This window comes from Mesorhizobium hunchu, from assembly GCF_040081975.1.
In the GTDB taxonomy this organism is placed as follows: Bacteria; Pseudomonadota; Alphaproteobacteria; order Rhizobiales; family Rhizobiaceae; genus Mesorhizobium; species Mesorhizobium hunchu.
In genome coordinates, this window is sequence record NZ_JBEBMG010000006.1 from 194,284 (window position 1) to 220,146 (window position 25,863).

At 65.5% G+C, this 25,863-nt stretch carries 25 protein-coding genes; 16 read left to right on the plus strand and 9 right to left on the minus strand.

The features are described 5' to 3' along the window. The first annotated feature begins 1 nt into the window (after position 1). The 8 genes from ABMA46_RS13050 to lpxK all read left to right on the plus strand — a co-directional run bounded on the left by ABMA46_RS13050 (position 2) and on the right by lpxK (position 7,891). Positions 2-1,357 carry a M16 family metallopeptidase gene (locus ABMA46_RS13050; protein ID WP_348999920.1) on the plus strand — a complete coding sequence of 452 codons (1,356 nt, stop codon included), beginning with the start codon at positions 2-4 and terminating at the stop codon, positions 1,355-1,357. Beyond that, the gene (locus ABMA46_RS13055) at positions 1,354-2,199 is read left to right on the plus strand and encodes a patatin-like phospholipase family protein (protein WP_348999922.1); all 846 of its coding nucleotides are present in this window, start codon (positions 1,354-1,356) and stop codon (positions 2,197-2,199) included. The genes ABMA46_RS13050 and ABMA46_RS13055 overlap by 4 nt, the downstream gene beginning before the upstream one ends. A gap of 92 nt (positions 2,200-2,291) precedes the next feature. Beyond that, positions 2,292-3,635, plus strand: a complete 1,344-nt coding sequence (locus ABMA46_RS13060; RefSeq protein WP_348999923.1) for a TldD/PmbA family protein — start codon at positions 2,292-2,294, stop codon at positions 3,633-3,635. Then, the gene (locus tag ABMA46_RS13065) at positions 3,622-4,431 is read left to right on the plus strand and encodes a 3'(2'),5'-bisphosphate nucleotidase CysQ (protein WP_348999924.1); all 810 of its coding nucleotides are present in this window, start codon (positions 3,622-3,624) and stop codon (positions 4,429-4,431) included. The genes ABMA46_RS13060 and ABMA46_RS13065 overlap by 14 nt, the downstream gene beginning before the upstream one ends. Positions 4,432-4,507: 76 nt before the next feature. Further along, entirely contained in the window at positions 4,508-4,753 is a 246-nt protein-coding gene (locus ABMA46_RS13070) for a DUF4170 domain-containing protein (protein ID WP_348999925.1), read from the plus strand. 2 nt (positions 4,754-4,755) lie between these two features. Beyond that, positions 4,756-5,544, plus strand: a complete 789-nt coding sequence (locus ABMA46_RS13075; RefSeq protein ID WP_425475742.1) for a lysophospholipid acyltransferase family protein — start codon at positions 4,756-4,758, stop codon at positions 5,542-5,544. Next, positions 5,541-6,857 carry a lipid IV(A) 3-deoxy-D-manno-octulosonic acid transferase gene (gene waaA / locus ABMA46_RS13080; protein ID WP_348999926.1) on the plus strand — a complete coding sequence of 439 codons (1,317 nt, stop codon included), beginning with the start codon at positions 5,541-5,543 and terminating at the stop codon, positions 6,855-6,857. Before ABMA46_RS13075 ends, waaA begins: the two co-directional genes overlap by 4 nt. 2 nt (positions 6,858-6,859) lie before the next feature. After that, entirely contained in the window at positions 6,860-7,891 is a 1,032-nt protein-coding gene (gene lpxK, locus ABMA46_RS13085; RefSeq protein ID WP_348999928.1) for a tetraacyldisaccharide 4'-kinase, read from the plus strand. Between the two features lie 6 nt (positions 7,892-7,897). Here lpxK and ABMA46_RS13090 read toward each other — a convergent pair whose 3' ends face one another. Further along, positions 7,898-8,131, minus strand: a complete 234-nt coding sequence (locus ABMA46_RS13090) for a DUF2093 domain-containing protein (RefSeq protein ID WP_348999929.1) — start codon at positions 8,129-8,131, stop codon at positions 7,898-7,900. Between the two features lie 86 nt (positions 8,132-8,217). Beyond that, a complete protein-coding gene (locus tag ABMA46_RS13095) occupies positions 8,218-9,123 on the minus strand; it encodes a LysR family transcriptional regulator (RefSeq protein WP_349000149.1) in 906 nt (301 codons plus the stop codon). 125 nt (positions 9,124-9,248) lie between these two features. On the opposite strand from ABMA46_RS13095, the gene ABMA46_RS13100 reads away from it, so the two are divergent. Next, positions 9,249-10,142 carry a DMT family transporter gene (locus tag ABMA46_RS13100; RefSeq protein ID WP_348999931.1) on the plus strand — a complete coding sequence of 298 codons (894 nt, stop codon included), beginning with the start codon at positions 9,249-9,251 and terminating at the stop codon, positions 10,140-10,142. A 59-nt stretch (positions 10,143-10,201) separates the two neighbouring features. On the opposite strand, the gene mutL is transcribed toward ABMA46_RS13100, so the two are convergent. Both mutL and ABMA46_RS13110 read right to left on the minus strand, forming a co-directional pair. Then, positions 10,202-12,073 (minus strand): DNA mismatch repair endonuclease MutL, encoded by a 1,872-nt coding sequence (gene mutL, locus ABMA46_RS13105; protein ID WP_348999933.1) that lies wholly within the window; start codon positions 12,071-12,073, stop codon positions 10,202-10,204. 58 nt (positions 12,074-12,131) lie between these two features. Further along, positions 12,132-13,031 carry a LysR family transcriptional regulator gene (locus ABMA46_RS13110; RefSeq protein WP_348999934.1) on the minus strand — a complete coding sequence of 300 codons (900 nt, stop codon included), beginning with the start codon at positions 13,029-13,031 and terminating at the stop codon, positions 12,132-12,134. Positions 13,032-13,119: 88 nt separating this feature from the next. Between ABMA46_RS13110 and ABMA46_RS13115 the strand changes: the two genes are divergently transcribed. Further along, positions 13,120-14,097, plus strand: a complete 978-nt coding sequence (locus ABMA46_RS13115; protein ID WP_348999935.1) for an SDR family NAD(P)-dependent oxidoreductase — start codon at positions 13,120-13,122, stop codon at positions 14,095-14,097. 6 nt (positions 14,098-14,103) lie between these two features. Here ABMA46_RS13115 and ABMA46_RS13120 read toward each other — a convergent pair whose 3' ends face one another. Beyond that, positions 14,104-15,006, minus strand: coding sequence for a LysR substrate-binding domain-containing protein (locus ABMA46_RS13120; RefSeq protein ID WP_348999937.1), 903 nt, complete (start codon positions 15,004-15,006; stop codon positions 14,104-14,106). A 91-nt stretch (positions 15,007-15,097) separates the two neighbouring features. On the opposite strand from ABMA46_RS13120, the gene ABMA46_RS13125 reads away from it, so the two are divergent. The 4 genes from ABMA46_RS13125 to ABMA46_RS13140 all read left to right on the plus strand — a co-directional run bounded on the left by ABMA46_RS13125 (position 15,098) and on the right by ABMA46_RS13140 (position 19,478). Then, positions 15,098-16,648 (plus strand): trimethylamine methyltransferase family protein, encoded by a 1,551-nt coding sequence (locus tag ABMA46_RS13125; protein ID WP_348999939.1) that lies wholly within the window; start codon positions 15,098-15,100, stop codon positions 16,646-16,648. Between the two features lie 53 nt (positions 16,649-16,701). Then, the gene (locus tag ABMA46_RS13130) at positions 16,702-18,351 is read left to right on the plus strand and encodes an ABC transporter substrate-binding protein (RefSeq protein WP_348999941.1); all 1,650 of its coding nucleotides are present in this window, start codon (positions 16,702-16,704) and stop codon (positions 18,349-18,351) included. A 107-nt stretch (positions 18,352-18,458) separates the two neighbouring features. Then, on the plus strand, positions 18,459-18,935 hold the full coding sequence (locus ABMA46_RS13135; protein ID WP_348999942.1) for a DUF3828 domain-containing protein: 477 nt from the start codon (positions 18,459-18,461) through the stop codon (positions 18,933-18,935). Between the two features lie 36 nt (positions 18,936-18,971). Then, the gene (locus ABMA46_RS13140; RefSeq protein ID WP_348999944.1) at positions 18,972-19,478 is read left to right on the plus strand and encodes a hypothetical protein; all 507 of its coding nucleotides are present in this window, start codon (positions 18,972-18,974) and stop codon (positions 19,476-19,478) included. A gap of 2 nt (positions 19,479-19,480) precedes the next feature. Here ABMA46_RS13140 and queF read toward each other — a convergent pair whose 3' ends face one another. Then, complete coding sequence (gene queF, locus ABMA46_RS13145) at positions 19,481-19,942, minus strand: preQ(1) synthase (protein WP_348999945.1); 462 nt, start codon at positions 19,940-19,942, stop codon at positions 19,481-19,483. A gap of 52 nt (positions 19,943-19,994) precedes the next feature. Between queF and ABMA46_RS13150 the strand changes: the two genes are divergently transcribed. Next, positions 19,995-22,043: an oxidoreductase gene (locus ABMA46_RS13150; protein ID WP_348999946.1), complete on the plus strand. Its 2,049-nt coding sequence runs from the start codon at positions 19,995-19,997 to the stop codon at positions 22,041-22,043. Between the two features lie 25 nt (positions 22,044-22,068). Here ABMA46_RS13150 and ABMA46_RS13155 read toward each other — a convergent pair whose 3' ends face one another. Both ABMA46_RS13155 and ABMA46_RS13160 read right to left on the minus strand, forming a co-directional pair. After that, positions 22,069-22,413, minus strand: a complete 345-nt coding sequence (locus ABMA46_RS13155) for an antibiotic biosynthesis monooxygenase family protein (RefSeq protein WP_348999947.1) — start codon at positions 22,411-22,413, stop codon at positions 22,069-22,071. A gap of 45 nt (positions 22,414-22,458) precedes the next feature. Then, the gene (locus ABMA46_RS13160; RefSeq protein ID WP_348999948.1) at positions 22,459-22,866 is read right to left on the minus strand and encodes a hypothetical protein; all 408 of its coding nucleotides are present in this window, start codon (positions 22,864-22,866) and stop codon (positions 22,459-22,461) included. Positions 22,867-22,967: 101 nt separating this feature from the next. On the opposite strand from ABMA46_RS13160, the gene ABMA46_RS13165 reads away from it, so the two are divergent. Continuing rightward, positions 22,968-23,393 carry a MarR family winged helix-turn-helix transcriptional regulator gene (locus ABMA46_RS13165; RefSeq protein WP_348999950.1) on the plus strand — a complete coding sequence of 142 codons (426 nt, stop codon included), beginning with the start codon at positions 22,968-22,970 and terminating at the stop codon, positions 23,391-23,393. 19 nt (positions 23,394-23,412) lie between these two features. On the opposite strand, the gene ABMA46_RS13170 is transcribed toward ABMA46_RS13165, so the two are convergent. Further along, the gene (locus ABMA46_RS13170) at positions 23,413-25,857 is read right to left on the minus strand and encodes a GcvT family protein (protein ID WP_348999951.1); all 2,445 of its coding nucleotides are present in this window, start codon (positions 25,855-25,857) and stop codon (positions 23,413-23,415) included. Positions 25,858-25,863 lie beyond the last annotated feature (6 nt).

Genomic DNA, 25,863 nt, shown 5'->3' on the forward strand with positions numbered 1-25,863 from the left:
CATGGCCGGAAAGCCTATCCCGCAGCGTCTGGCCGGCCCCGCCGTTACGCTCGTCCTCTCCGTTCTTTTCCTGATATTGCCGGCGATCACGGCCCGCGCGGCCGTGGCCATCCAGGAGGTGAAATCCGAGTCTGGCGTCACCGCATGGCTGGTCGAGGACTACACGCTGCCGATCGTGGCGGTGCGCTTCGTGTTCGACGGCGGCTCCTCGCAGGATCCGGCCGGCAAGGAAGGGCTCGCCAACCTGATGACGGGCCTCTTCGATGAAGGCGCGGGCGACCTCGACAGCGATGCCTTCCAGACCCGCCTCGACGACGCCGGCGCCGAAATGAGCTTCAGCGAGACCCGCGACGGCATCTACGGGGCGATGCGGATGCTTTCGGAGCATGAGGATGAGGCATTCGACCTGCTCAGGCTGGCGGTGACCGCGCCGCGCTTCGATCAGGCGCCGATCGACCGCATCCGCTCGCAGATCGTGGCCGACATCATCTCCACCCGGAACGATCCCGATACGATCGCCGGCAACAAGTGGGCGGAGGCTCTCTATGGCAGCCACCCCTATGCCAGGCGCGACGAAGGCACGAAGGAAAGCCTGGCGACCGTCACGGCCGATGATCTGCGCGCCGCGCACCGCGCCATGTTCGCGCGCAGCGGTCTTCACGTCGCCGTCGTCGGCGCCATCGACGCCGAAACGCTGAAGCGCAAGCTGGATGCGGTTTTCGGCGGCCTGCCGGAAAGGCAGAAGCTGACGCCGGTGCCGGACGTCGCGCCGAAGTTCGGCAAGGAGTTGCAGGTCAATTACGACCGGCCGCAGACAAGCCTGCGACTGGCCTTTCCGGGCGTGCCGAGAGCCGCGCCGGATTTCTATGCGGCTGCCGTTATGAACGAGATACTCGGCGGCGGCACGTTCACTTCGCGCCTGTTCGAGGAAGTGCGGGAGAAGCGCGGACTGGCCTACAGCGTTGATTCCGGCCTCATGAACCGCCGCCATACGTCCGCGTTGCTGATTTCGACCGCCACGCGCTCCGACCGCGCCGCCGAAACGCTCCAGGTGATCCGCGACGTCGTCAAGCGCATGGCCGAACAGGGACCGACGGAGGCCGAGCTTGCGGCGGCCAAGGAATATCTGGTCGGCGCCTATGCCATCAACAACCTCAATTCGTCCGGCTCGATCGCGGCGACGCTGGTCGAACTCCAGCTCGATGATCTGGGCAGGGACTACATCGAGCGCCGCAGCGCCTATATAAATGGCGTGACGCTCGATGAGGTGAAGGCCGTGGCCAGGAAACTTCTGTCCGTTGATCCGGCGACCCTGATCGTCGGGCCGCCTTTGGCGACGGAGGAGGGCAAGGGGTGACCCCGCGTTTCGGCATTGCCTTCGGCGGCGGCGGCGCGCGAGGGCTGGCGCATATCCATGTGATCGAGGCGCTGGACGAACTCGGCGTCAGGCCGGTTGCGATCGCTGGCTCCTCCATCGGGGCGATCATGGGCGCCGGCATGGCGGCAGGCATGAGCGGCCGTGACATCCACGATCACGCCCGTTCAATCCTCGGTACCCGCGCGCAGGTAGCGACCCGCATGTGGCGGGCGCGACCCGGCACCTTCGCCGAGGCGATGGAAGGCGGATTGCGGGTGTCGCAGTTCAACGTCGAGCGCATCCTCAAGGCGTTCCTGCCCGAGGCGGTGCCGGAAACCTTCGAGGAACTCGAGATTCCGCTGAAGGTGACGGCGACGGATTTCTTCGGTCACAAGCTCGCGGTCTTCAGCGAAGGTGAGCTGCATTCCGCCTTGGCGGCTTCAGCCGCCATTCCTGCCGTCTTTCGGCCCGTCGCGCGCGGCGGGCGGATGCTGATCGACGGCGGCATCTACAATCCCGTGCCCTTCGACCTGATCGAGCACGACGCCGACATCACCATCGCCATCGACGTGGTCGGCGCGCCGACCGAGGAGGAACGCAAGCGGCCGACCTCGGTCGATCTCATGTTCGGTGCCACGCAGCTGATGATGCAGTCCATCATCGCCAACAAGCTCCAGCAATGCCGGCCCGACATCCTCATCCGCCCGCCGGTGTCGCGTTTCCGGGTCCTCGATTTCCTCAAGATCGACGCGGTGATGGCCGAGACCGCGGCGGTCAAGGACGAGGTGAAACGGGCCGTCGAGGCCGCGCTCGAAAGCCACTACCAGCCGAAGCGGCACTGACCCGCGACGCCTTCGGCATTGCACAACAACCGATGCGGCAATAGATGGAGCCGCAGGAGCGGCTCGCTCCACAAAAATGACAGGACTCCCTCATGAACGACAGTCTGGACGCCGCCAAGCTCACCGACCGCGTCGCGGCGCTGGTGGAGGCGGCCATGCGCGCCGGCGCCGATGCCGCCGACGCCGTCGTGGTGCGCGGCCGCTCGATCGGCGTTTCAGTGCGGCTCGGCAAAGTCGAGGACACCGGTGCCTCCGAGTCGGAGGACATGGCGCTGCGCGTCTTCGTCGGCAAGAAGGTGGCCAGTGTCTCGGCGACCGCCGCGTCCGAAGCCTCCATGCTGGCGGAACGGGCGGTGGCGATGGCCAAAGTGTCGCCGGAAGATCCTTTCCAGGGCCTCGCTGACCCGGCTCTTCTGGTGAAGACCGTCCGCGATCTCGATCTTCATGACTCGACCGAGATATCGGCTGAACGCCTGAAGGAGGACGCGTTCGCCGCGGAAGAGGCAGCACTTGCGGTCAAGGGGGTCACCAATTCCTCCGGCAGCAGCGCCGGCGCCGGCATGGGCGGCCTCGTGCTCGCGACGTCGGGCGGCTTTCTCGGCGAGTACGCGGCGACGCGGTTTTCCCGGTCCGTCAGCGTCATCGCCGGCGAGGGCACCGGCATGGAGCGCGATTACGAGTATTCGTCACGTCTCTATTTCTCCGATCTCGATACGCCGGAGCGGATCGGCAAGTCGGCGGCGGAGCGGGCGGTCCGGCGCATCGGCGCGCGCAAAGCGAAGACCGGCACCGTCTCCGTCATCTTCGATCCGCGCGTCGCCCGCGGCATCGCCGGTCATCTGGCCGGCGCCATCAACGGCGCCTCGGTGGCACGCAAGACGAGCTTCCTGCGCGACATGATGGGCAAGCCGGTCGCCTCGTCTGCCGTTACGGTGACGGATGATCCGTTGCGGATGCGTGGCCAGGCCTCACGGCCGTTCGACGGTGAAGGCGTCGAGGGCGAGCGGCTGGTGATGGTCGACAGGGGCGTTCTGAACCACTGGTTCCTCTCCACCTCGGCGGGGCGCGAACTTGGCCTGTCGACGAACGGCCGCGGTGCTCGCGGCGGCTCGCAGGTATCGCCGTCCTCCACCAACCTCGCCATCGAGCCGGGGCAGGTCGGCCCTGAAGACATGATCAAATCGCTGAAGTCGGGTTTCTATGTCACGGAAGTCTTCGGCCAGGGCGTCAACATGGTGACGGGCGAATACAGCCGCGGCGCTTCCGGTTTCTGGATCGAGAACGGCGAACTTGCCTATCCGGTGTCAGAAGTGACCATCGCCTCCAACCTGAAGACGATGTTCCTTGCCATGCAGCCGGCCAGCGATCTCGATCGCAATTTCGGCACCGCTGCGCCGACCTTGCTGATAGAGGGGATGACCCTTGCCGGAAGCTGATACGGCAGCGGCCGTCGCGTCGGCGGCGCAAGATCTCGACCTGCTGCTGACCTCTGCGCGCGAGGCGGGTCGCATCGCCATGCGCTATTTCGGCGGCAAGCCGGAAGTCTGGATGAAGGGCGGTACGTCGCCGGTCAGCGAGGCAGATTACGCCGCGGACAATTACCTGCGCGAAACCCTGACGGCCGCGCGGCCGGATCACGGCTGGCTGTCTGAAGAAACGGCCGACAGTCCGGATCGCCTCCGGGCGCGCCGCACCTTCGTCGTCGACCCGATCGACGGTACCCGTGCTTTTCTCGACGGACGCAAGACATGGTGCGTGAGCGTGGCGATCGTGGAAGCCGGGGAATCGATCGCTGGCGTGCTCGAATGTCCCGCCCTTGGCGAGACATACTGGGCGTTGCCGGGGCAGGGCGCCTTCCGCAACGGCGAGCGCATCCATGTGCGTGCGCCAAGCGCCGAATCGGAGGTGGCCGGTCCGAAAGCGCTGCTCGACCGGATACCCGATGCGTGGCAGCCGCGCATCAGGCGAGCGGCCTACGTTCCCTCGCTTGCCTACCGGCTGGCGATGATTGCCGGCGGTGTGCTCGACGGAACCTTCGTCAAACCGGACGCCCATGACTGGGATATTGCCGCAGCCGCGCTGATCCTGCGTGAGGCAGGTGGCACGCTGGTCGACGATCGCGGCCGGACGCCGCGTTTCGCCGGGGCCGAGGTCCGGCACGGCGCGCTCGCGGCCGGCAGCGGCGACCTGATCGACATGATGTCGGCCGTGCTCGCGTCGGGCAGGGCATGACGTCTCCAGGACGGTTTCCAATTCTCTCGCTTTGGTCTAGACCAAGCGCCGAACGCACAGGACATCGAGAACGGACATGACCGCAGAAGAGGATAAGAAGCAGCTCCTGCATCTGGTTTTCGGCGGCGAGCTCAAGAAACTCGGCGGCACGGAGTTCCGTGATCTCGACGCGCTCGACATCGTCGGCATCTATCCCGACTACCAGTCTGCGCAGACGGCGTGGAAGGCAAAGGCGCAGGCCAGCGTCGACAACGCGCATATGCGCTATTTCGTGGTCCACCTGCACAGGCTGCTCGACCCGGAAGCCAAGGCCGGCGCCTGAGGATGGAGCAAAGGGTGGCCACCCCGCCGCGCGAAGAGGGTGCGCGCAAGCGCCGCGCTGATCGACCCATGAGGGCGTTCTGGAAGCGCATTCGCAAACCCCTGGCCGAATCGCAATTCGCCAAGGGGCTGCTGGTGAACCTGCTTGTGCAGGCGATGTGGTTCATCCGCCTGACCAATCGGCAGGTCGCCGATTCGGTGCGTTTCGAAGGCAGCCGCTACGAGGCGCTGGAGCCGGGCATTATCGCGCTGTGGCATGGACAGCATATCCTCATGCCCGCCTTCTACCCGAGTTCCCGGCCCCTCGTGGCCATGGTATCGCGCAGCGCCGATGCAGAGATCAACGCCATGATGATCGAGAAGTTCGGCATCGAGGCTGTTCGCGGCTCGGGCGGACGCGATAGTGCGCGGCATCTCGACAAGGGCGGTGCGAAGGCGCTGATTGCCCTCAAGAAAGCCTTGGGCGCAGGCAAGAACGTCTGCATGATCGCCGATATTCCCCACGGCACGCCGCGGGACGCCGGCATGGGCGTCGTGCTTCTGGCCAAGCTCTCGGGACGACCGATCTTCCCGGCAGCGTTGGCGACGAGCCGTCGCAAGGTCCTGGAAAAAAGCTGGGACAAGACGACCATCAACCTACCGTTCGGCAGGGCCGCCATCGCCGCGGGCGAGCCGATCTTCGTGAATGCCGACGCGGACGATGCGGAGATGGAGCGTAAGCGCCGGGAACTGACCGTGCAGTTGAATGCAGCGACCGAGGAAGCCTATCGGCTCGTGGATGAAAAGCCATGAGCGGGCGCTGGGCGCGTGTGATGCTTTCCGCATACAGCTATGCAGGTGCTGCGGCCTATCCGCTGGCTCGGCCTTACGTCGCCTGGCGCGCCTCGAAGGGCAAGGAAGACAGCAAGCGCAGCCGTGAACGCTACGGCATCGCCGGCCATGCACGGCCCGACGGCCCGCTGATCTGGGTCCATGCGGCCAGCGTCGGCGAAACGATCGCGGTAGCCTCGCTCATCGACCGAATCCTGGGGCTCGGCGTGAGTATCGTGCTGACGACCGGCACCGTGACCTCCGCCAAGGTCGCGAAGGATCGCTTTGCCGACCGCGTCATCCACCAATATGTTCCGCTCGATCTGAAACCGGCCGTCAGCCGGTTCCTCGACCATTGGCGACCCGACTTGGCCGTCATCGCCGAATCCGAAATATGGCCGATGACCATCCTGGAACTCGGTGCGCGAGGCGTGCCGCAGGTCCTGGTGAACGGCCGCATGTCCGACCGTTCCTTTGCGTCATGGAAGAAGCGGTCTTCGCTCGCCGAGGCGCTGTTCGAGAATCTGGCCCATGTGGTCGCGCAGTCCGAGATCGACGGCGAACGCTTCCGCACGCTCGGTGCCCGTCCCGTCACGGTTTCGGGCAACCTCAAGGTCGATACGCCGCCGCCGCCTGCGAACGAGAAGGCACTTGCATCGTTGCAGAGGCAGATCGGCGAACGGCCGACCTGGGCTGCCGTTTCCACGCATGACGGTGAAGAGAAGATCGCCGCGGAAGTCCATGTCGCCCTGCGCCGACGTCATGCGGGATTGCTCACCATCATCGTGCCGCGTCATCCCGAACGGGCCGAGGCGCTTGCCGCCGAGATGACGGCGATGGGGCTGGCCGTGGCGAGGCGCAGCCAGGACGGCAGGATCACGGCCGACACCGACATCCTGCTTGGCGACACGATCGGCGAGATGGGGCTTTATCTCCGCCTCACCGAGATTGCGTTCGTCGGCCGCTCGCTGACGTCCGAAGGCGGTCAGAACCCGCTGGAACCGGCCATGCTGGACACGGCCGTCCTGTCCGGCCAGAACGTGCAGAATTTTCGCGAATCCTATCAGAAACTGCTCGGCGCCGGCGGCGCCAAGCTGGTGCGCGACCGCAACATGCTGGCGGGAGCGGTGAATTTCCTGCTGTCCAACGAGACCGCGCGCCATGAGATGATCGCGGCCGGCTCCGCGACCGTCGAGGAGATGCGTGGCGCGCTCGCCCGCACCCTCAAGGCGCTGGAGCCCTATGTCCAGCCGCTCGTCGTCAAGGCGCGGCTGGCGCGCTCGAACGGCAGGTAGGCGTGGCCAGCGAAGCGCCGCCCTTCTGGTGGGGAAAGCCGGACTGGCGCGCTTATGCGCTGTCGCCGCTGTCGCTCGCCTACGGAGCGGTCGCGAGGCGGCAGATGAAGCGGGCGAAACGCCGCAAGGTGGATGCACCGGTTCTGTGCATCGGCAACTTCACGGTCGGAGGCAGCGGCAAGACGCCGGTGGCGATAGCGCTGGCCGCGCGGGCGCGAGCAATGGGGCTGAAGCCCGGCATCCTGTCGCGCGGCCACGGTGGGAGTTTTTCGGCAGAGCCGCATCTCGTCGATGCCCGGCACGACGCCGCAAAACATGTCGGCGATGAGCCGCTTCTGCTGGCCGAACATGCGCCGGTCGCCGTGTCGCCGGACCGGGCCGCGGGGGCCGCGCTGCTCATGGAACGGCAGGGCTGCGATTTCCTCATCATGGACGACGGTTTCCAGAGCGCGCGCCTCCATATGGATTTCGCTCTGCTGGTGGTCGATGCGCGCTTCGGCCTCGGCAACGGCCACGTCATCCCCGGCGGACCCTTGAGGGCGTGCCTGCGCGACCAGTTGCTCTATACCGATGCGCTTCTGAAGATGGGCGAGGGAACCGCCGCCGATGCGCTGGTGCGCCGTGCCGCGCGGGCCGGCAAGCCGATCTTCGACGCGCGCGTGCGGCCGCGCGATGCCGAGATGTTCGCCGGCCGGCAATTCCTCGCCTTCGCCGGCATCGGCCATCCCGAAAAATTCTTCGACAGCGTGACGCAGGCAGGCGGCACGGTGGCCGTCAGTCGCCCGTTTCCCGATCATCACCTCTACGCGCAGGACGAGTTGGCCGACCTTCTGGCGCTGGCGCGCAAGTCTGGTCTTGATCTCGTCACCACGGCCAAGGATGCGGCAAGACTACGCCACGGGCCGCTGCCGCCGGGTTTTCAGGAAAGCTTGAAGGTGCTCGGGATCGAAACGGTCTTCGATCCGCCGCATGTCCCGGAACGGATCATCGAGGAAACGCTGGCGGCCTGGCGGCGGCGCCGGCTGGAGCGTTGAGAAACCTTACCCCCGGCTGCGCAGGCCGGGATTTTCCTCGATCTCGCGCCGCAGCGACGCTTCAGCGTTGAGATAGGGCTCCTGACGGGCAACGCTCCAGTATTTCAGCTCGTCGAGCGGAATGGATTCGTGAGTCACCGCGCAACGCACGAACGAGCCGGGACTGACGACCTGGAAATCGCCGTCGAGATAGCGGATGCGGGCCTCGCGGCTGCCGGGGCCTTCGAAACGGTTCATCATGCAGGCACAGTCTCGCTCATCGGCTTCATCCGCCATAAATGTCGCGACGGGTCAAGCTTTGCAAGCGCGGTATAAGGCGGCTTCCTTCACCTGTCTTCGCTGAGGAAGGTCTCGATGCGTTCCGGCGTGACACCGGCCAGCGCGCCGATGCGGCGCGCCAGTTCGGCAGCGGCGGCGCGCGGACGCGCCATCGGACGGTCCAGCCAATAGGAGACGGGATTGAGGGCTGTGCGCCGGTCCACCGCGACGATGCGGCCCGATGCGATCTGCCGTTCGGTCAGCGGCGGCCGGGCCAGCGCCACGCCCAGCCCGTAGGCGGCGGCGTCGAGCACCAGATTGTAGTCTTCGAAGCGCCGATCCTGCGGACGCGGTCGATAATCCATTCCCTGCGCCGCGAACCATGCGCGCCAGCCGGATGCGTCCGAATCGTGGATGAGCGGATATTTCAGGAGCCGCGCCGGATCGCCGGAGGCGATGGAAGCGGCCAGTTCCGCGGAGGCGATAGGGAAGACGTGTTCCTCGAACAGTTGCAGCGACACGCGGCCGGGCACGCCGCCGCGCCCGCAGCGGACCGACAGGTCCATGCCCTCGTCGGCGAGGTCCGCCTGCTTGATGTCGACGTCGAGGATGACGCGCAGCTTCGGATCTCCGCCTTCCAGGGACGACAGGCGCGGCATCAGCCACAGGCCGCTGATGGAGGGGATCGTCGTCAGGCGCACGACCGCCGTGCCGCGCGGTTCGACCCAGCGGTCGGAATGGCTGGCGATCAGCGCAAAGGCTTCGGACGTGCGCAGATGCAGGCGGTTGCCCTCCAACGTCAATTCGACACCGCGCGCGCCTCTGTCGAACAGCTTCAGCCCGAGCCAGCCCTCCAGCTTGGCGATCTGGCGGCTGACGGCGCCGTGGGTGAGGTTGAGTTGGCCGGCCGCTGCCGAGAAGCTGCCGGTGCGCGCTGCGGCGTCGAAGGCGCGCAGCGTTTCCAGCGGCAGCATCGGGTCCAAGCTGTGATCCATATTCACAGGTGATGCTCGATCCCTTCGTTTGTCAACCGCAAGGAACGGGTGTCTGGTTGCCCGACAGGGCGGTATAACGCCTCTCGGTTTCAGGAGGACGGCCCATGAGCGGGGCGACGACGACGATGGACGCCAGCCAGCGGCTGGACGCGCAGGCGGGGTTGGCGATCGCGGTCACGGTGGTCGGATGGGCGTCCGCCTTTCCGGCGATCCGCGCCGGGCTGCACGCCTTCAGCCCGCTCGAACTCGGCGCGCTCCGCTTCGCCATCGCGGCGATCCCGGCGGCGATCTATCTTGCTCTCAAGCGTCCCGCGCTGCCGAACCTCGGTGAATCCTGGCGGTTCGCTTTCGGCGGCGCCGTCTTCGTCGCCCTCTACACGGCCATGCTCAATTTCGGCGAGCAGACGGTGTCGGCGGGCGCGGCCGGCTTCATCATCAATGTCAGCCCGATCTTCACCGCGCTCATGGCGATGGTGCTGCTCGGCGAACGGTTCTCGCTGACGGCGTGGGCCGGCACGTTTATTTCCTTCGCCGGCATCGGCCTGATCGCGCTTGGCGAAGGCGGCGGCCTGCGCGTCGAGACCGGCGCGCTGCTGGTGCTCGGCTCGGCGCTGTGCAGCGCGGTCAACACCATCGTGCAGAAGCCGCTGTTCGCACGCCATCATCCGCTGACCGTGGCGGCGTCGAATATGTTGCTCGGCGCGCTCTGCCTGTCGCCGTTCCTGGCATCTGGGCTTGCCGAGGCGCGTGTCGCCGACATGGCCGGCATCGGCGCCGTCGTCTATCTGGGTATCGTGCCGAGCGCGATCGCCTACAGCGCCTGGGCCACCGCCCTGTCGCGCCTGCCGGCGGCGCGCGCCTCGAACTTCCTCTATCTGGTCTCGCCCGTCGCGACGCTGATCGGCTTCTTCTGGCTCGGCGAAGTGCCGACGCTGCTCGGCATCTTCGGCGGCGCGCTGGCGCTCGGCGGCGTGATGGTGGTGAATTTGAAGCGGTAGCAGAGGGTTATGCGAGAAAGTTGCAGCGGGGGAGGGTCGGTGAACGCCGGCCCCTTACTTCATCGCCGTCCGAACAATCTCTCGATGTCCGCGAGCTTGAGCTCGATATAGGTCGGCCGCCCGTGATTGCAGGTGCCGGAGCCCGGCGTCGCTTCCATCTGGCGCAGCAGCGCGTTCATTTCGTCGGCTTTCAGGATCCGCCCCGAACGCACCGAGCCGTGGCAGGCCATCGTCGCCGCGATATGATGGAGCCGCTCGACCAGCGTATCGACCGTGTCGTTGTCGGCGATCTCGTCGGCCAGGTCGCGCACGAGCTGCTGCACGTTGGTCTCGCCGAGCATCGCCGGCGTCTCGCGCACCGCAACCGCGCCCGGTCCGAACCGCTCCAGGGTGAGGCCGAAACGCGCCAGTGTTTCGGCATGCAGGGCAAGCCGCCCGGCGTCCTCTTCCGGCAGGTCGACGATCTCCGGCATCAGCAGCATCTGCGCCGACAGCGGGCGCGCGTGCAGCGCCGTCTTCAAGGCCTCGTAGACCAGTCGTTCATGCGCGGCGTGCTGGTCCACGATGACCAGGGAATCGCGCGTCTGGGCGACGATGTAGTTCTCGTGCACCTGCGCGCGGGCGGCGCCCAGTTCCCGGCTCATCAGCGCCTCGCTCGGCCTGTCCGAGCCGGCACGCGTATCGGCGCTGGCAAGCGGACCGGCGTCGAAAGCCGTCTGGCCCGGTTCGGCGAAACCGTCGAGTCCGTCCAACCCTCGGTTCCGCGGTTCGCCGTCGAGCGGCCTGTATGGCGAGCCGCCGGGATCGAACCCTGCCGCGCCGGACGCGCGAAAGCCGCTGCCGTGAGGATACGGGCTGGCCGCCCCTGCATGGGGTGCGGCTCCCTTCGACCGGAAAGCCGCCATCATCCCGGCCGTGCCGGTGGTGGCCGGGCGGATGCCCGCGCCGGCCAGCGCCTGCCGGATGGCGCCGACGATCAATCCGCGTACCAGCCCCGGATCGCGAAAACGCACGTCGGCCTTCGCCGGATGGACGTTGACGTCGACCAGTGCGGGGTCGAGCGAGAAGAACAGCACCGTGACGGGATGGCGGTCGCGCGGCAAAACGTCGGCATAGGCGCCCCGGATCGCGCCGGCGATCAGCTTGTCGCGCACCGGGCGGCCGTTGACATAGGCATATTGCTGCAGGCTGTTGGCGCGGGTGAAGGAGGGGATCGAGACGTGGCCGGAGAGATGTATGCCTTCGCGCTGGGCGTCGATCTCCAGCGCGTTCTCCGGAAACTCCCGGCCCATCACCTGCGCGATGCGCTCGAGCCTGCCCTGTGGATCGTCACCGGCGGCGGGAAGCTCCAGCACGGTTCGGTCGGTGCCGGCCAGCGTGAAGCGCACCGCGGGGAAGGCGATTGCCGTACGCTTGACGATGTCGCTGGTGGCCGAACTTTCCGCGCGCTCGCCTTTCATGAATTTCAGGCGGGCAGGCGTGGCGAAGAACAGGTCGCGCACTTCCACCGTCGTGCCGCGGTTGGCGGCGGCCGGTTTTGCAGGGAAGACGCGGCCGCCTTCGACGGCGATCTCGGCGGCGCTGTCGCCGCTTCCGGTGCGCGAGCGCAAGGTGAGCCGCGCGACCGAGCCGATCGACGGCAAAGCCTCGCCGCGGAAGCCGAGTGAATTAATGGCGTTGATGTCGTCGGACAGTTTCGAAGTGCAGTGCCGTGACACGGCCAGCGCCAGTTCGGGCTCGGCGATGCCGGCGCCGTCGTCGGTCACCCGGATCAGGTTCAGGCCGCCGCCCGAAGTGACGATCTCGATGCGCGACGCGCCTGCGTCCAGCGCGTTCTCGACCAGTTCCTTGACCACGCTGGCCGGACGCTCGATGACCTCGCCGGCGGCGATCTGGTTGATCATCGTTTCGGAAAGCTGGCGGATGGGCATGGCCGCTTATATCGGGATTCTGGCCGGGGAGGCCAGACCAGGGAGGGATAGTGCCGACTTATGCACTGTCGGCGCAGTATGCCGACAGGCTTTCGACCAGATGGTCGAAGGTCGCGCGGATGCGCGGCACCCGCATCAGGTCTTCATGCATGACCACCCATGTCGGCAAGTCCATCTCGAACTCTGCACCGAGCACTCGTTTCAGCTTCGGCTCGCGCCTGGCCAGCGGCGTCTGGCAAACCCCGACGCCGTAGCCGGCACGAATGGCCGCCAGTTGTCCGAGATGGCTGTCGGTGCGCAAGGCCAGCAACTGCGACGGCGGCAGCCTGAAGATATCCGTATAGGCGCGCAGTTCGTCACCCTTCCGGTCCGGGCCGATCAGCGCGAGGTCCGCGAGGGCGTCCAGCGTCTGTGGTTCGCCGTGAGCGGCGAGGTAGGCGGGGTGGGCGAACAGGCCGAGCTTCACCGCGCCGACATGCTTCATGACGAGCGCCGCCTGCGAGGGCCGCACCATGCGCACGGCGATGTCGGCTTCCTGCCGCAGCAGGTCCTGCGTCCGGTTGCTCAGATGAACCTCGAAGCGCAGCGCCGGATGCTTTTCCCGCAGGCCGGCCAGCATTGTCGGCAGCACCTCCGCGCCGACGATTTCGCTGGCCGTGATGCGCACCGTGCCGCCGATGACCGTGGGCGTGGCCGAGGCCGCGCGCTCGAAGGCTTCGGCGGCGGCGGCCATGACTTCGGCATGCACGCCGAGTTCCCTGGCTGCGTCCGTAGGCGACAGGCCCGAGGGAGATCGCGTGAACAGCGCACTGCCCATCGCCTTTTCCAGCGCTTCCAGCCGCCGGCGCACGGTCGGCTGGGCAATGCCGAGTTCGCGCGCGGCTGCCGAAAGGCTGCCGCCGCGCAATACGGCCAGGAAGGCACGCTGGTTTTCCCAGTCTCCGATCGACGGGCTCATACATTTTATACTACCCGATGGAACGGCTTTGACAATTCCATTCGAACGATCGGCAGTCCATCTTCTCCTCACAAGACAGGAGACGAACATGACTTCGACCGGCAAGACAGCTCTCATCCTCGGCGCCAATGGCGGCGTCGGCGGCGAAATCGCCTCGGCGCTTCTCAAGCGCGGCTGGACCGTGCGCGCCCTGGTGCGCGACGTGGAAAGCGCCGCAAGGCGTTGGCGCGACAAGGAAAACACGCCGCTATTCGTCAAAGGCGACGCCATGCGGCGCGACGAAGTGGCCGCGGCCACCGACGGCGTCGCCGTCATCGTCCATGCCGTCAATCCGCCCGGCTATCGCGACTGGGACAAGCTTGTCTTGCCGATGCTGGACAACACCATCGCTGTGGCGACGGCCATCGGCGCGCGCGTCGTGCTGCCGGGCACGGTCTACAATTTCGGACCGGACGCTTTCGCCAACCCGACGGAGGATACGCCGCAGACTCCGAGGACCCGCAAGGGCGCCATTCGGGTGAAGATGGAGAAACGGCTGCGCGATGCCGCGAAGGCCGGCGCGCCGGCGCTGATCCTGCGCTGCGGCGATTTTTTCGGCCCGCATGCCGCCAACAACTGGTTTTCGCAAGGACTGGTGAAGCCGGGCAGGCCCGTGACCTCGATCAGCTATCCGGGGCGCAGGGGCGTCGGCCATCAATGGGCCTATCTGCCCGACGTCGGCGAGACGGTGGCGCAGTTGCTCGAGCGCCGCGAGGCGCTGGAACCCTTCGCCGTCTTCCATATGGAAGGGCATTGGGACGCGGACGGCACGCGCATGATCGAGGCGATCCGCGGCGCTATAGGAAATCCAGGCCTGCCGGCGCGCGCCTTTCCGTGGTGGCTGGTCACGGCGGCGTCGCCCTTTTTCACGCTGTTTCGCGAGATGCAGGAAATGCGCTATTTGTGGCGGGTGCCTTTGCACATGACCAACCCCAAACTCGTCGCCTTTCTCGGCCGCGAGCCGCATACAGGCTGGCAGGAGGCCGTACGGGAAACGCTGAAAGGCATCGGTAGCCTGCCGGCCTGAGGCGCTTCAGCCCTGCGCCGCCAACCAGTCGCGCACTCTCTTGGCGGCATCGGGCAGTTCGCGGTTCTTGGGCCAAGCCACGTGAAAGCTGGCGTCGGGCAGCATGACATGGTCGGTGATACGCATCAGCAGGCCGCTGGCGACCAGCCGCTCGGTCAGATGCCGCCAGCCGAGCGCGATGCCTTGCCCTTCCATCACGGCCTGAATGACCAGCACATAGTCGTTGATGGTCAGGCCGCGCCGGGCCACCGCGCCGTTGATGCCGGCCGACCGGAACCAGTCCTTCCAGGTCGCCGCCGGCCGGTAAGGCTCCTCCAGGTGGATCAGGTGGTGGTTGGTGATCTCGGCCGGCGTTTTCGGCAGCCCGGCGCGCTGGACATAGCCGGGGCCGGCGACCGCATAGATTTCCTCCGGCGCGATGGGCAGCAATTCGTAGTCCGGCCAGTCCGCCGCCGTGCCGCCGCGGATGCCGAGAGGAATGTTCTCCGCCAGAAGGTCCACGTCCCGGTCCGCTGTCTGGATGCGCAGGTCGATCCCCGGCAGTTCGTCGCGGAACCGTTGCAGGCGCGACATCATCCAGAACGAGGCGAAGGCGGTGGAGGCCGAAAGCGTGACATGCGTTCCATAGGCGCGTCCGCGCAATTCCTCGGCCGACTTGCGGATATGGGACAGGCCGAGCGTGACGTCCGCCAGAAAGCGCTGGCCGGCGTCCGTCAGAAGAACCTGCTTGTGGCGGCGCTGGAAAAGCTGGACGCCGAGTTGGTCCTCCAGCCCGCGTATGGCGTAGGAGACCGCCGCCTGCGTAATTCCGAGTTCACGGCCGGCCGAGGTGAAGCTCGATAGCCGGCCGGCCGCCTCGAAGACGATCAGATTGCCGGCCGACGGCAGAAGGTGGCGAAGGTTCTGCATAAGCATAGCTTATACAGGCAATCAGGATTTTCCAGCATCACATCCAAATTTCGCTTCGCTAAGCTTGCCCGATACAGGGATGGAGAGTTGCATGGAAGCGCCAACCATCGAAACTGCCGAACACACGCATCGCCGCGGCGGTGGTCGCGTTGGCAGAAGGGCCATGCGGGCCGCCCCGATCGCCTCTTTCCCGACCCTGGTCAGGAATATTCCTGTCTACGAGATCGTGCCCGATGAAGCAGTCGAGCTGATCCATCAGGAATCGCTCGCGATCCTCGAGGAGGTCGGCTGCGAGTTTCGCGACGACGAGGCGATTTCGCTCTGGAAGGCGGCGGGCGCCGATGTTTCCGAAACGCGGGTGCGCATCGATCGGGCCTTGCTGATGGAGCTTGTCTCCAAGGTTCCGCCGGAGTTCACCCTTCACGCGCGCAACCCCGAGCGCACCGTCAAGGTCGGCGGCCAGAACTCCATCTTCGTGCCCATGTACGGCGCGCCCTATATCCGCGACCTCGACAACAACCGGCGTTACGGCACGCTGGAGGATCTGCAGAACTTCCACAAGCTCGCCTACATGTCACCGGCGCTGCATTCCTCCAGCTCCATCGTCTGCGAGCCGATGGAAATTCCGGTGCCGAAGCGCCACCTCCATATCGTCCATTCTGCGCTGAAGCATTCCGACAAGCCGTTCATGGGCATCGTCACCTCGAAGGAGCGGGCGGAAGACACGATGGCGATGGCCGGCATCGTCTTCGGCGAGGATTTCGTGAAGGACAATTCCGTCCTCGTCTCCGTCACCAACTGCAACTCGCCGCTGGTTTGGGACGCCACCATGCTGGACGCGATGAAGGTCTATGCGCGCCACAACCAGCCGCTGATCCTGGCGCCGTTCGCGCTTTGCGGCGCCTCGACGTCCGCCTCGGCTGTCGGCGCGGTCGCGCAGGTCAATGCGGAGGCGCTTGCCGGCGTGGCGTTCACCCAGCTTCTGCGCCCGGGCTCGCCGCAACTCTACGGTCAGTTCATGGTGACGGTAGACATGAAGACCGGCGCCCCGATGGGCGGCACGCCGGAGGCCGCGCAGATGATGTATCTGATGGGCGCGCTGGCAAGAAAATACAGGCTGCCGTGGCGCACCTCCGGCTTCCATGTCGGCTCCAAGCTGAACGATGCCCAGGCCGGCTACGAGGCGAACATGCTCATGCACGCCGCCATCCTGTCCGGCGCCAACTACATCTGGCACGCCGCCGGCTGGCTGGAGGCCGGCCTGACCTGCGGCTACTCGAAATTCGCCACCGACTGCGAGCAACTCGTCGGCTGGTACAAATATGCCGGCGGCCTGCCGTTCGACGACTTCAAGGAAGCGCTCGTCGCGATCCGCGAAGTCGGGCCACAAGGCCATTTCCTCGGAACCCAGCACACGCTCGACCATTTCGAATCTGCGTTCTTCATGCCGACCCTGATGGACTTCAACTCGTATGAACAGTGGAATGCCGAGGGCGCGAAGGATCACGATACCCGCGGCCGCGAGAAGGCGCGCAACATGCTCGCCGACTATCAGGAGCCGAAATTGGAGGATAGCGTAGCGGAAGGTCTCAAGGATTTCATCGCGCGCCGGGAGGAGAAACTTCCCGAAACCGTCAACTGAAACTGCGACCGCTTTTCGGGCGATCGTCTCAAAAGAACAGGAGGGAGAACGATATGGCATTTTTCAGGAACAATGGCGGCAAGGTGCCGCCGGCCGTGACGCAGATGGCGAAGGAGACCCGCGAAGGCCGGATGGACCGGCGCGAATTCCTGGCCATCGCCAGCGCGCTCGGGGCATCCACGGCGCTCGCTTACAGCCTGGCGGGACTGGCCGCGCCGACGCATGCGCTGGCCGAGGAGCCCAAGAAGGGCGGCACGCTGCGGGTGGCCATGCCGGTCAAGGCCCAGAAAGACCCGCGCACATACGACTGGGTCGAACTCGCCAACATCTCGCGCACCTGGCTGGAGCCGCTGGTCCGCTACACCCGCGACTTCACCTTCGAGCCGGTGCTGCTGGAAAGCTGGGACGTCAACGACGACGCCACCGAATACGTGCTGCATGTGCGCAAGGGCGCGACCTGGAACAATGGCGACGCTTTCAACGCCGATGATGTCGTCTACAATCTCACCCGCTGGTGCGAGAAGGAAACGGCCGGCAATTCGATGGCCGCGCGCGTCGGCGGATTGATCGACACCAAGACGGGCAAGGCGCGCGACGGTGCGATCACCAAGGTCGACGACAATACCGTCAAGCTGAAGCTGGCCGAGCCCGACATCGCACTCATTCCCAATTTCACCGACTACCCGGCGCTGATCGTGCACCGCAATTTCGATGCCGACGGAGCCGACCCGATCAAGAAGCCGATAGGTACGGGGCCGTTCGAACTGGTGTCCTATGCCGTGGGCTCGCGCGCGGTCGTCAAGCGGCGCGAGAACGGCAAATGGTGGGGTGGCGAGGCGCCGCTCGACGGCGTCGAGTTCACCGACTACGGCACCGACTTCTCGGCCACGGTCAACGCTTTTGACTCCGGGGAAATCGACCTCAACCTGGAGACGCCGGCCGACTTCATCGACATCCTGGACAATATGGATCTGGTGAAATCGGAGGTGGCGACCGCCACGACACTGGTCGCCCGCACCAATGTCACCAACAAGCCTTATGACGACCAGCGCGTGCGCAACGCGCTGCAGATGGCGGTGGACAACAATGTCGTCCTGAAGCTCGGCTACGAGGGCAGGGGAACGGTGGGCGAAAACCACCATGTCAGCCCGATCCAGCCCGAATACTATCCGTTGCCCAAGAAGACGCGGGACATGGAAGGCGCCAAGAAACTGATGGCCGAGGCTGGCCAGGCCGACTTCGAGCACGAGTTGATCACGATCGAGGACGACTGGCAGAAGAACACCGGCGATGCTATCGCCGCCCAGTTGCGCGAGGCCGGAATCAAGGTCAAGCGCACGGTGCTGCCGGGCTCGACCTTCTGGAACGACTGGACGAAGTATCCCTACTCGATGACGATCTGGTACATGCGGCCACTGGCCGTCCAGACGTTGGCGTTGGGCTACCGGACCGGAGAGGCATGGAATGAATCGGGCTATTCGAACCCCGAGTTCGACGCCAAGCTCAAGGAGGCGCTGTCGATCAACGATGTCGACAAGCGCAAGGAGGTGATGAAGGACCTCGAGCAGATCCTGCAGGACTCCGGCGTCATCATCCAGCCTTACTGGCAGAAACTATTCAGCCACATGAGCAGCAAGGTGAAGAACTACGGCGTCCATCAAACCTTCGAGATGGACCTCTACAACGTCTGGCTCGACGCTTGATCCCATCGGGAGCGGTGATAAGGCTGTGACGACTTCATCGGCCGCAAAAAAGCCGGGTTGGCGGGGGCGACTGACCAGTCGCGCCCGTCGATTCTCGAGAGGACCCTATGAGGCTGTCGCTTGCTTTCACCGTCCTGGCTTTCGCAACGCCGGCCTTCGCAGGACCGGCGTCGAACGCTGTGAAGTTCTTCTACACGCCGCAGGTGAAATTCGAGGCGGACGCGAAATACCGCGACCGCTTCACCGAGCCGGTGACGAAACTGTTCGAACTGAACGACCAGGCGCAGGCGAAGAACCCCGACATGGTCGCCTGCATCGATTTCGATCCCGGTCTGGACGCCCAGGATTTCGACCAGAAGACGCTCGACAGGACGCTCAGGCTGGTCGAGACCCTGAACGGCGGCGAGGGAACGGTGACCGCTACTTTCAGCCTTTTTCCGGATGCAGCCGAGGGCGCACAGCGCGAGATGGTTTGGTCTGTGCGCAAAGTGGACGGCAAGTGGAAGATCGCCGATATCGCCTCGAAGACCAACGGGTGGACGCTCAGCCTGTTGCAGTGCATGGCCGGGCAAAGCCTGGAATAGACCGACTTGGAAGGGCGGCGGTTCCTCGTTTGTTTGGTGACCGCTTCGGTCCTCCTTGCGGGCGCCGGTGCTCTGCGCGCGGACGGGCTTCTGGGGGCGCCGTCGCCGCAGCCCAGCCAGCCGGCGCCGACAGCCGGCGGCATCACGTCCCGCCCGGCGCCCGGCTCGCCCACGGCGCTGGTCCTGCCGTTCTACGAGAAACCGGGATCGGAACTCGCCCCCACCCGGCGGGGCGATTTCATCGATCCGGCGCGGAAGGTGCTGGACGACAACGAGGCGCTGCAGAAATCGGGGCAGGGGGATTGCCTCGATCCCGATATGGCGCTCGACAACGCGGCTTCCGACGAAGCGCAGATCGCGGCCAGCCTGAAGACGCTGGAGGCGGTGAACGGCGAGGCTGCCAAGGTGATCGTGGCCTTCGTCGAGGACGGGAAGCCGCATCGGCTGGAATGGAAACTCCGGAAGGTGGACGGCGTCTGGAAGATTTTCGACCTGTTGTCCGTGACCGGCGAGTGGGAACTCAGCCAGTACCAGTGCGAATAGGCTCAGCCGCGTCCCCTGTATGGTGGCACGCCGGTCTCCGGCAGCCAGGCGCCTTCGGGCGGCGCGCCGGTCTGCCAGAACACGTCTATCGGGATGCCGCCGCGCGGATACCAGTAGCCGGCGATGCGCAGCCACAGCGGTTCCGTCGCCTCCACAACGCGGCGGCCGATCATGACCGTGCAGTCCTCGTGGAAGGCGCCGTGGTTGCGGAACGCGGTCAGGAACAGCTTCAGCGACTTCGATTCCACCAGCGCGGAATCCGGCGCATAGTCGATGACGATGTGCGCGAAATCCGGCTGGCCGGTCACCGGGCAGAGCGACGTGAATTCCGGACAGGTGAAGCGCACGATCGCCGGCGCCCCGTCGCCGCGCGTGAACGGCACTATCTCCAGCACCGCCTCTTCGGGGCTTCGTGGAGTCTCGACGCGTGCGCCGAGTTGAGTCAGTTTTTCGGTCGTGGTCATCGGGTGGGCTCCTTTTCGGACGGCTCCTAGCATGTAATCGGAATGCCAGCATATGAACGCCAGCAACGATCCGCTTCTTCAGCCCTTTCAGCTAAAGCACCTGACGCTCAAGAACCGCGTCATGTCGACCAGCCATGAACCGGCCTATTCCGAGGACGGCATGCCGAAGCAGCGCTACCGGCTCTATCATGCCGAGAAGGCGAAAGGCGGCATGGCGCTGACCATGACAGCCGGCTCGGCGGTCGTATCGCGCGACAGTCCGGCAGCCTTCGGCAATCTGCACGTCTATGACGATGCCATCGTGCCGTGGCTGAAGGAACTGGCGGACGATTGTCACCAGTACGACTGCAAGGTGATGATCCAGATCACCCATCTTGGCCGCCGCACCGGCTGGAACAAGGCCGACTGGCTGCCGGTGCTCAGCGCTTCGCCGGCGCGCGAGCCGGCGCACCGTTCTTTCCCGAAGACGGCCGAGGACTGGGACATCGAGCGCATCGTCGCCGACTATGCAAGCGCCGCCCAGCGCTGCCAGGCCGCGGGCCTCGACGGCATCGAGTTCGAATCCTACGGCCATCTGATGGACGGTTTCTGGTCGCCTGCGACTAACCACCGCGACGACGACTTCAACGGCTCGCTCGACAACCGGCTGCGCTTTACCGACATGGTGCTCGACGCCGTGCGCAAGGCGGTAGGCGAAAAGTTCGTTGTCGGCATCCGCATGGTCGCCGACGAGGACTTTTCCGCCGGCCTCTCGAAGGAAGAAGGGGTGGAAATCGCCCGCCGGCTGGCGAATTCCGGCAAGGTCGATTTTCTCAACATCATTCGCGGGCATATCGAGACGGACGCGGCGCTGACCGATGTCATCCCGGTCACCGGCATGCGGTCGTCACCGCATCTCGACTTCGCCGGCGAGGTGAGGGCGGCGACGAAATTTCCGACCTTCCATGCCGCGCGCATTTCCGACGTCGCGACGGCGCGCCATGCCATCGCAACGGGCAAGCTCGACATGGTCGGTATGACGCGCGCCCACATCGCCGACCCGCATATCGTCAGGAAGGTGATGGAGGGCAGGGAACACGAGATCCGGCCCTGCGTCGGGGCCACCTACTGCCTCGACCGCATCTACGAGGGCGGCGAGGCGCTGTGCGTCCACAACGCAGCGACCGGCCGTGAGGCCTGGATTCCGCATGTCATCCGCAAGGCCGATGGGCCGGCCAAGAAGATCGTGGTCGTCGGCGCCGGTCCGGCCGGTCTGGAAGCCGCGCGCGTGGCCGCCGAGCGTGGTCATCGCGTAACGGTGCTCGAAGCATCTTCGCAGGCCGGCGGACAGGTGCGCCTCGCCACCCACAATCCGCGCCGCAAGGAGTTGATCGGCATCGTCGACTGGCGGTTGGCGGAACTGGAACGGCTCGGCGTCGAGATCCGCTACGACACCTGGGCGGAAAAGGACGACGTGCTGTCGCTGACACCCGACGTCGTGGTGATCGCCACCGGCGGCCTGCCACAGAACCCGCCGCTGGAGGCCGGCGACGATCTCGTCACCTCGAGCTGGGACATCATGGCCGGCACAGTGAAGTCGGCCGAGACGGTGCTGCTCTATGACGACAATGGCGGCCATCAGGGCATGGGCGCGGCGGAAGTGATCGCCAATGCCGGCTCGAAGCTGGAACTGGTCTCGCCCGAGCGCTTCTTCGCGCCGGAAATGGGCGGCATGAACCACGTTCCCTACATGCGCGCCTTCCATGAAAAGGGCGTCACGATCACCATCAACACGCGGCTGAAAGCGGTACGGCGCGAGGGAAATCAACTGGTTGCGACGCTTTCCTCGGATTTCGCCGAAGGCTGGTCGGCGGAGCGCCGCGTCGACCAGATCGTTGTCGAGCACGGCACGCTGCCGCTTGACGATCTCTATCTGGTGCTGAAGCCGTCGTCGCGAAATCTCGGTGCGGTGGACTACGAGCGGCTGGTGAAAGGCGGCGAGATATTCCCCGAAAAGAACCCGGACGGCAGCTTCATGGTCTTCCGCATCGGCGACGCCGTCGCCTCGCGCAACATCCACGCCGCCATCTATGACGGCATCAGGTACGGCATCAGGATTTAGTATCGATCGGCATCCGCGGCCCTGGCTAGAGGTCGAGACTGCGGTAGTTTGCAATGTCGGCGCGGATGCCGAGGCAGTCGATGGTCTCGCGGGGGTTGAAGCCGATCCTCTCGTGCATGCTGGCGACCTCCGCAGTAACGTGGTCGAGGACGTCCGGATCGGACCATTCGACCAGTGTGACGAAGTTGAATTCGCCCGGTCCTGACTGTTGCTCCAGGATAACGTCGCGGACGAAACCGTCCTGGGCTCTCAGGACGGCATGGGTCTGCGCAACGCGGCTGAGAAATTCCTCCCTTCCCGAAGCTGGAACGACGAACTTATCGACCCGGAAAAGGTGCCCTGTTTGGTCATCGATGCTTATATCGCTCATGGCGAGTTCCTTGATTTCGTCAGGATTGAGTTTGGGAAGGGGTGGTCAGAACATGCGGGCGATTGCCATGCAGAGCACGGTCAGCGCCAGGAGCCGCGCCGCGATGCGCTCGCCTCTGGCCATCCGTGCGCGCAGCAGGGTTTCCTTCTCCGGCGCAGCGCCGGCCAGTTGCGCGCGGGCCGGGCCAACCAGCGCACCAAGTACGCCGGCTGCCGCAAGGGCGGAGACAATGCCGAGCGCCAGCACCATTTCCATGTTACCGAAGAGGCCATTGTGGAAGAAATACCAGAGCAGGGCGCCGGTGATGACCGCAAGCGTTGCCGACCCCATCTGCGGGCCAAAGAAGCGTTCGGCCTTGATTTCGGGATCGCGGGCGATCGTAAATGTCGTGCCGGCCCAGAAGACGCCAGCCATGACATGAAGACCGAGAGCGACGATATAGACGTAGTACATCCTGACCCTTCTCCTCGTCACTGGGTATCTATGCGATAGTTAGATATCAAACTGTTTGATGTCAATGTGTAATGTGAGATGATCCTCCCGGAGCCTGTTGAATGAAGACGCCGATTAGACCGCCGATCGGAATGGAGCTGTTCCGTACGACCAAACTGGTGTCGCAGGCCTTCGACGCCGCGCTCGAGGAGGCGGGTGGCACGTTGCCGGTGTGGCTGACGCTGCTGTCGATCAAGTCGCGGGCCGCCGCCAACCAGCGCGAACTGGCGACGATGATTGGCATCCAGGGCGCGACGCTGACGCATCATCTCAACGGCATGGAGAAGCAGGGCCTGTTAACCCGGCGCCGCGACCCATCCAACCGGCGCGTGCATCAGGTCACGTTGACCGAAGCCGGGGAGGCGCTTTTCCTGCGGCTCAAAGATGCCGCGATGGCCTTCGACGAAAGGCTGCGGAACGGCATCGACGACGAGCGCATAGCCGGGCTTTCGGCCGACTTGGCAGCGCTGCGCGTCAATGTAGAGTGATGAAGGTGACGCTGCGGCCCTACATCCGCACCCGCTCGGACTTTGGGTCGTACAGCGGCCTGAGCGAAGCCTCGGCGGCAAAGCGCTCGCCGGCGATTTCGATCTCATAGGTCGAGCCGAGAACCTCGGCTTCGCTTTCGCCTGCGCAGGGCACGTAGCCCATGCCGATCGCACCGCCGAGGAAATGGCCGTAATTGCCGGAGGTGACGGTGCCGACGACCTCGCCGTCGCGCAGGATCGCCTCGTTATGAAGGACCAGGGGCTCCGGGTCCTTCAGCCGGAACTGCACCATGCGGCGTTCCAGCCCGGATTCCTTTTTGCGCAGCACCGCGTCGCGGCCAATGAAGTCGCCCTTGGCCGTCTTCACCGCAAAGCCGAGGCCGGCCTCAAGTACATGGTCCTCGTCGGTGATGTCGTGGCCGAAATGGCGGAAGGCCTTTTCGATGCGGCAGGAATCCAGCGTGTGCAGGCCGCACAGCTTCAGGCCGACATCCGCGCCGGCCGCTTCCAGCGTCTCGAAAACATGCGCGGTCTGGTCGGTCGGTATGTAAAGCTCCCAGCCGAGCTCGCCGACATAGGTGACGCGGTGGGCGCGGGCGAGGCCCATGCCGACCTCGACCTCCTGCGCGGTGCCGAACGGGAAAGCCTCGTTGGAGAAATCGTTCGGGCTGATCTTCTTCATCAAGTCGCGCGCCCGCGGCCCCATCACCGGCAGCACGCTTTCGGAGGCGGTGACATCGGTGATGACGGCGAATTCGTCGCCGAGATGCCGGCGCAGCCAGGCGAGGTCGCGCTGCAGGGTGGCGCCCGGCACGACGAGGAAGAAGGCCGTCTCGGAAAGCCGCGTGACGGTGAGGTCGCTTTCGATGCCGCCGCCCGCGTTCAGCATCTGTGTATAGACGATCTTGCCCGGCGCCACGTCCATGTCGTTGGCGCACAGCCTTTGCAGGAAGGCCAGCGCGTCGCGCCCCTCGACCCTGATCTTGCCGAAGGAGGTCATGTCGAACACGCCGACGTCGGTGCGCACGGCCATGTGCTCGTCGCGGGCATTGTCGAACCAGTTCTGCCGCTTCCAGCTATAGCGGTACTCGCGCTCCTGGCCTTCGCGGGCGAACCAGTTGGCGCGTTCCCAGCCGGCCGTCTCACCGAAGACGGCGCCGCGCGCCTTGAGATGCTCGTGCAGCGGCGAGCGCCGCACGCCGCGCGCCGTCGCCGGCTGGCGATAGGGGAAATGGTCGGCGTAGAGCAGGCCGAGCGTCTCGACCGAGCGGTTGTAGAGGTAGGTCCTGTTGCCCTGGAAGGGCTGGACGCGGCGAATGTCGACGTCCCAAAGGTCGAAAGGCGCCTCGCCGTCCTCCATCCATTGCGCCAGCGCCATGCCGGCGCCGCCGGAGGACTGGATGCCGATGGAGTTGAAGCCGCAGCAGACCCAGAAGTTTTTCAGGTTCTGCGCCTCGCCGAGGTAGTAGCGGTCGTCCGGAGTGAAGCTCTCCGGACCATTGAAGAAGGTGTGGATGCCGGCGGTGGCGAGCAGCGGCATGCGCTTCACCGCTTTCTCAAGAATCGGCTCGAAATGGTCGAAATCCTCCGGCAACTGGTCGAAGCAGAAATCCTCCGGGATGCCCGCCATGCCCCACGGCTTCGCCACCGGCTCGAAGGCGCCGAGCAGGATTTTCCCCGCGTCCTCCTTGTAGTAGGCGCACTCGTCCGGCACGCGCAGCACCGGCAGGCGGCCGAGGTCTGGAATGGCTTCCGTGACGATGTAGAAATGCTCGCAGGCATGCAGCGGCACCGTTACGCCGGCCATGCGGCCCACGCCATGCGCCCACATGCCGGCGCAATTGACGACGTGGTCACAGGCGATGCGGGTCGTCTCGCCTTCATGCTCGACGGTAACGCCGGTGACGCGACCGTTGTCCTTGTGGATCTCCAGCACCTTGGCCTGCTCGACGATGCGCGCCCCGTTCATGCGCGCGCCCTTGGCCAGCGCCTGGGTGATATTGGCCGGGTCGCCCTGGCCGTCCTTGGGGATGAACACGGCGCCGACCACGTCGGAGATTTCCAGGTGCGGGTATTTTTCCTTGGACTCGGCGGGCGAGATTTCCTCCACCTCGACGCCACGGGCACGGCCCATCGAGGCTTGCCGTAGAAGCTCTTCCTTGCGCTCCTCGGTCAGCGCGACCGAGATTGAACCGCACTGGCGCATGCCGGTGGCGACGCCGGTTTCTTCCTCCAGCCGGACATAGAGATCGGCCGTGTATTTGGCGAGCCGGGTCATGTTTGAGGAGGCGCGCAGCTGCCCGATCAGCCCCGCCGCATGCCAGGTCGTGCCGCTGGTGAGTTGCTTGCGCTCAAGCAGCAGGATGTCCGTCCAGCCGAGTTTGGCGAGATGATAGGCGACCGAGCAGCCGGCGACGCCGCCACCTATGATGACGACACGGGCTTTGGAGGGGAGCGAGGTCATGGTTGT

What these genes read in the sequence shown, in the direction of transcription:
- ABMA46_RS13050 (WP_348999920.1), top strand. Translation starts at nt 2, where the DNA reads ATGGCCGGAAAGCCTATCCCGCAGCGTCTGGCCGGCCCCGCCGTTACG.
- ABMA46_RS13060 (WP_348999923.1), top strand. Translation starts at nt 2,292, where the DNA reads ATGAACGACAGTCTGGACGCCGCCAAGCTCACCGACCGCGTCGCGGCG.
- ABMA46_RS13070 (WP_348999925.1), top strand. Translation starts at nt 4,508, where the DNA reads ATGACCGCAGAAGAGGATAAGAAGCAGCTCCTGCATCTGGTTTTCGGC.
- ABMA46_RS13075 (WP_425475742.1), top strand. Translation starts at nt 4,756, where the DNA reads ATGGAGCAAAGGGTGGCCACCCCGCCGCGCGAAGAGGGTGCGCGCAAG.
- waaA (WP_348999926.1), top strand. Translation starts at nt 5,541, where the DNA reads ATGAGCGGGCGCTGGGCGCGTGTGATGCTTTCCGCATACAGCTATGCA.
- ABMA46_RS13090 (WP_348999929.1), bottom strand. Translation starts at nt 8,131, where the DNA reads ATGATGAACCGTTTCGAAGGCCCCGGCAGCCGCGAGGCCCGCATCCGC.
- ABMA46_RS13095 (WP_349000149.1), bottom strand. Translation starts at nt 9,123, where the DNA reads ATGCTGCCGCTGGAAACGCTGCGCGCCTTCGACGCCGCAGCGCGCACC.
- ABMA46_RS13100 (WP_348999931.1), top strand. Translation starts at nt 9,249, where the DNA reads ATGAGCGGGGCGACGACGACGATGGACGCCAGCCAGCGGCTGGACGCG.
- mutL (WP_348999933.1), bottom strand. Translation starts at nt 12,073, where the DNA reads ATGCCCATCCGCCAGCTTTCCGAAACGATGATCAACCAGATCGCCGCC.
- ABMA46_RS13110 (WP_348999934.1), bottom strand. Translation starts at nt 13,031, where the DNA reads ATGAGCCCGTCGATCGGAGACTGGGAAAACCAGCGTGCCTTCCTGGCC.
- ABMA46_RS13115 (WP_348999935.1), top strand. Translation starts at nt 13,120, where the DNA reads ATGACTTCGACCGGCAAGACAGCTCTCATCCTCGGCGCCAATGGCGGC.
- ABMA46_RS13120 (WP_348999937.1), bottom strand. Translation starts at nt 15,006, where the DNA reads ATGCAGAACCTTCGCCACCTTCTGCCGTCGGCCGGCAATCTGATCGTC.
- ABMA46_RS13125 (WP_348999939.1), top strand. Translation starts at nt 15,098, where the DNA reads ATGGAAGCGCCAACCATCGAAACTGCCGAACACACGCATCGCCGCGGC.
- ABMA46_RS13130 (WP_348999941.1), top strand. Translation starts at nt 16,702, where the DNA reads ATGGCATTTTTCAGGAACAATGGCGGCAAGGTGCCGCCGGCCGTGACG.
- ABMA46_RS13135 (WP_348999942.1), top strand. Translation starts at nt 18,459, where the DNA reads ATGAGGCTGTCGCTTGCTTTCACCGTCCTGGCTTTCGCAACGCCGGCC.
- queF (WP_348999945.1), bottom strand. Translation starts at nt 19,942, where the DNA reads ATGACCACGACCGAAAAACTGACTCAACTCGGCGCACGCGTCGAGACT.
- ABMA46_RS13150 (WP_348999946.1), top strand. Translation starts at nt 19,995, where the DNA reads ATGAACGCCAGCAACGATCCGCTTCTTCAGCCCTTTCAGCTAAAGCAC.
- ABMA46_RS13155 (WP_348999947.1), bottom strand. Translation starts at nt 22,413, where the DNA reads ATGAGCGATATAAGCATCGATGACCAAACAGGGCACCTTTTCCGGGTC.
- ABMA46_RS13160 (WP_348999948.1), bottom strand. Translation starts at nt 22,866, where the DNA reads ATGTACTACGTCTATATCGTCGCTCTCGGTCTTCATGTCATGGCTGGC.
- ABMA46_RS13165 (WP_348999950.1), top strand. Translation starts at nt 22,968, where the DNA reads ATGAAGACGCCGATTAGACCGCCGATCGGAATGGAGCTGTTCCGTACG.
- ABMA46_RS13170 (WP_348999951.1), bottom strand. Translation starts at nt 25,857, where the DNA reads ATGACCTCGCTCCCCTCCAAAGCCCGTGTCGTCATCATAGGTGGCGGC.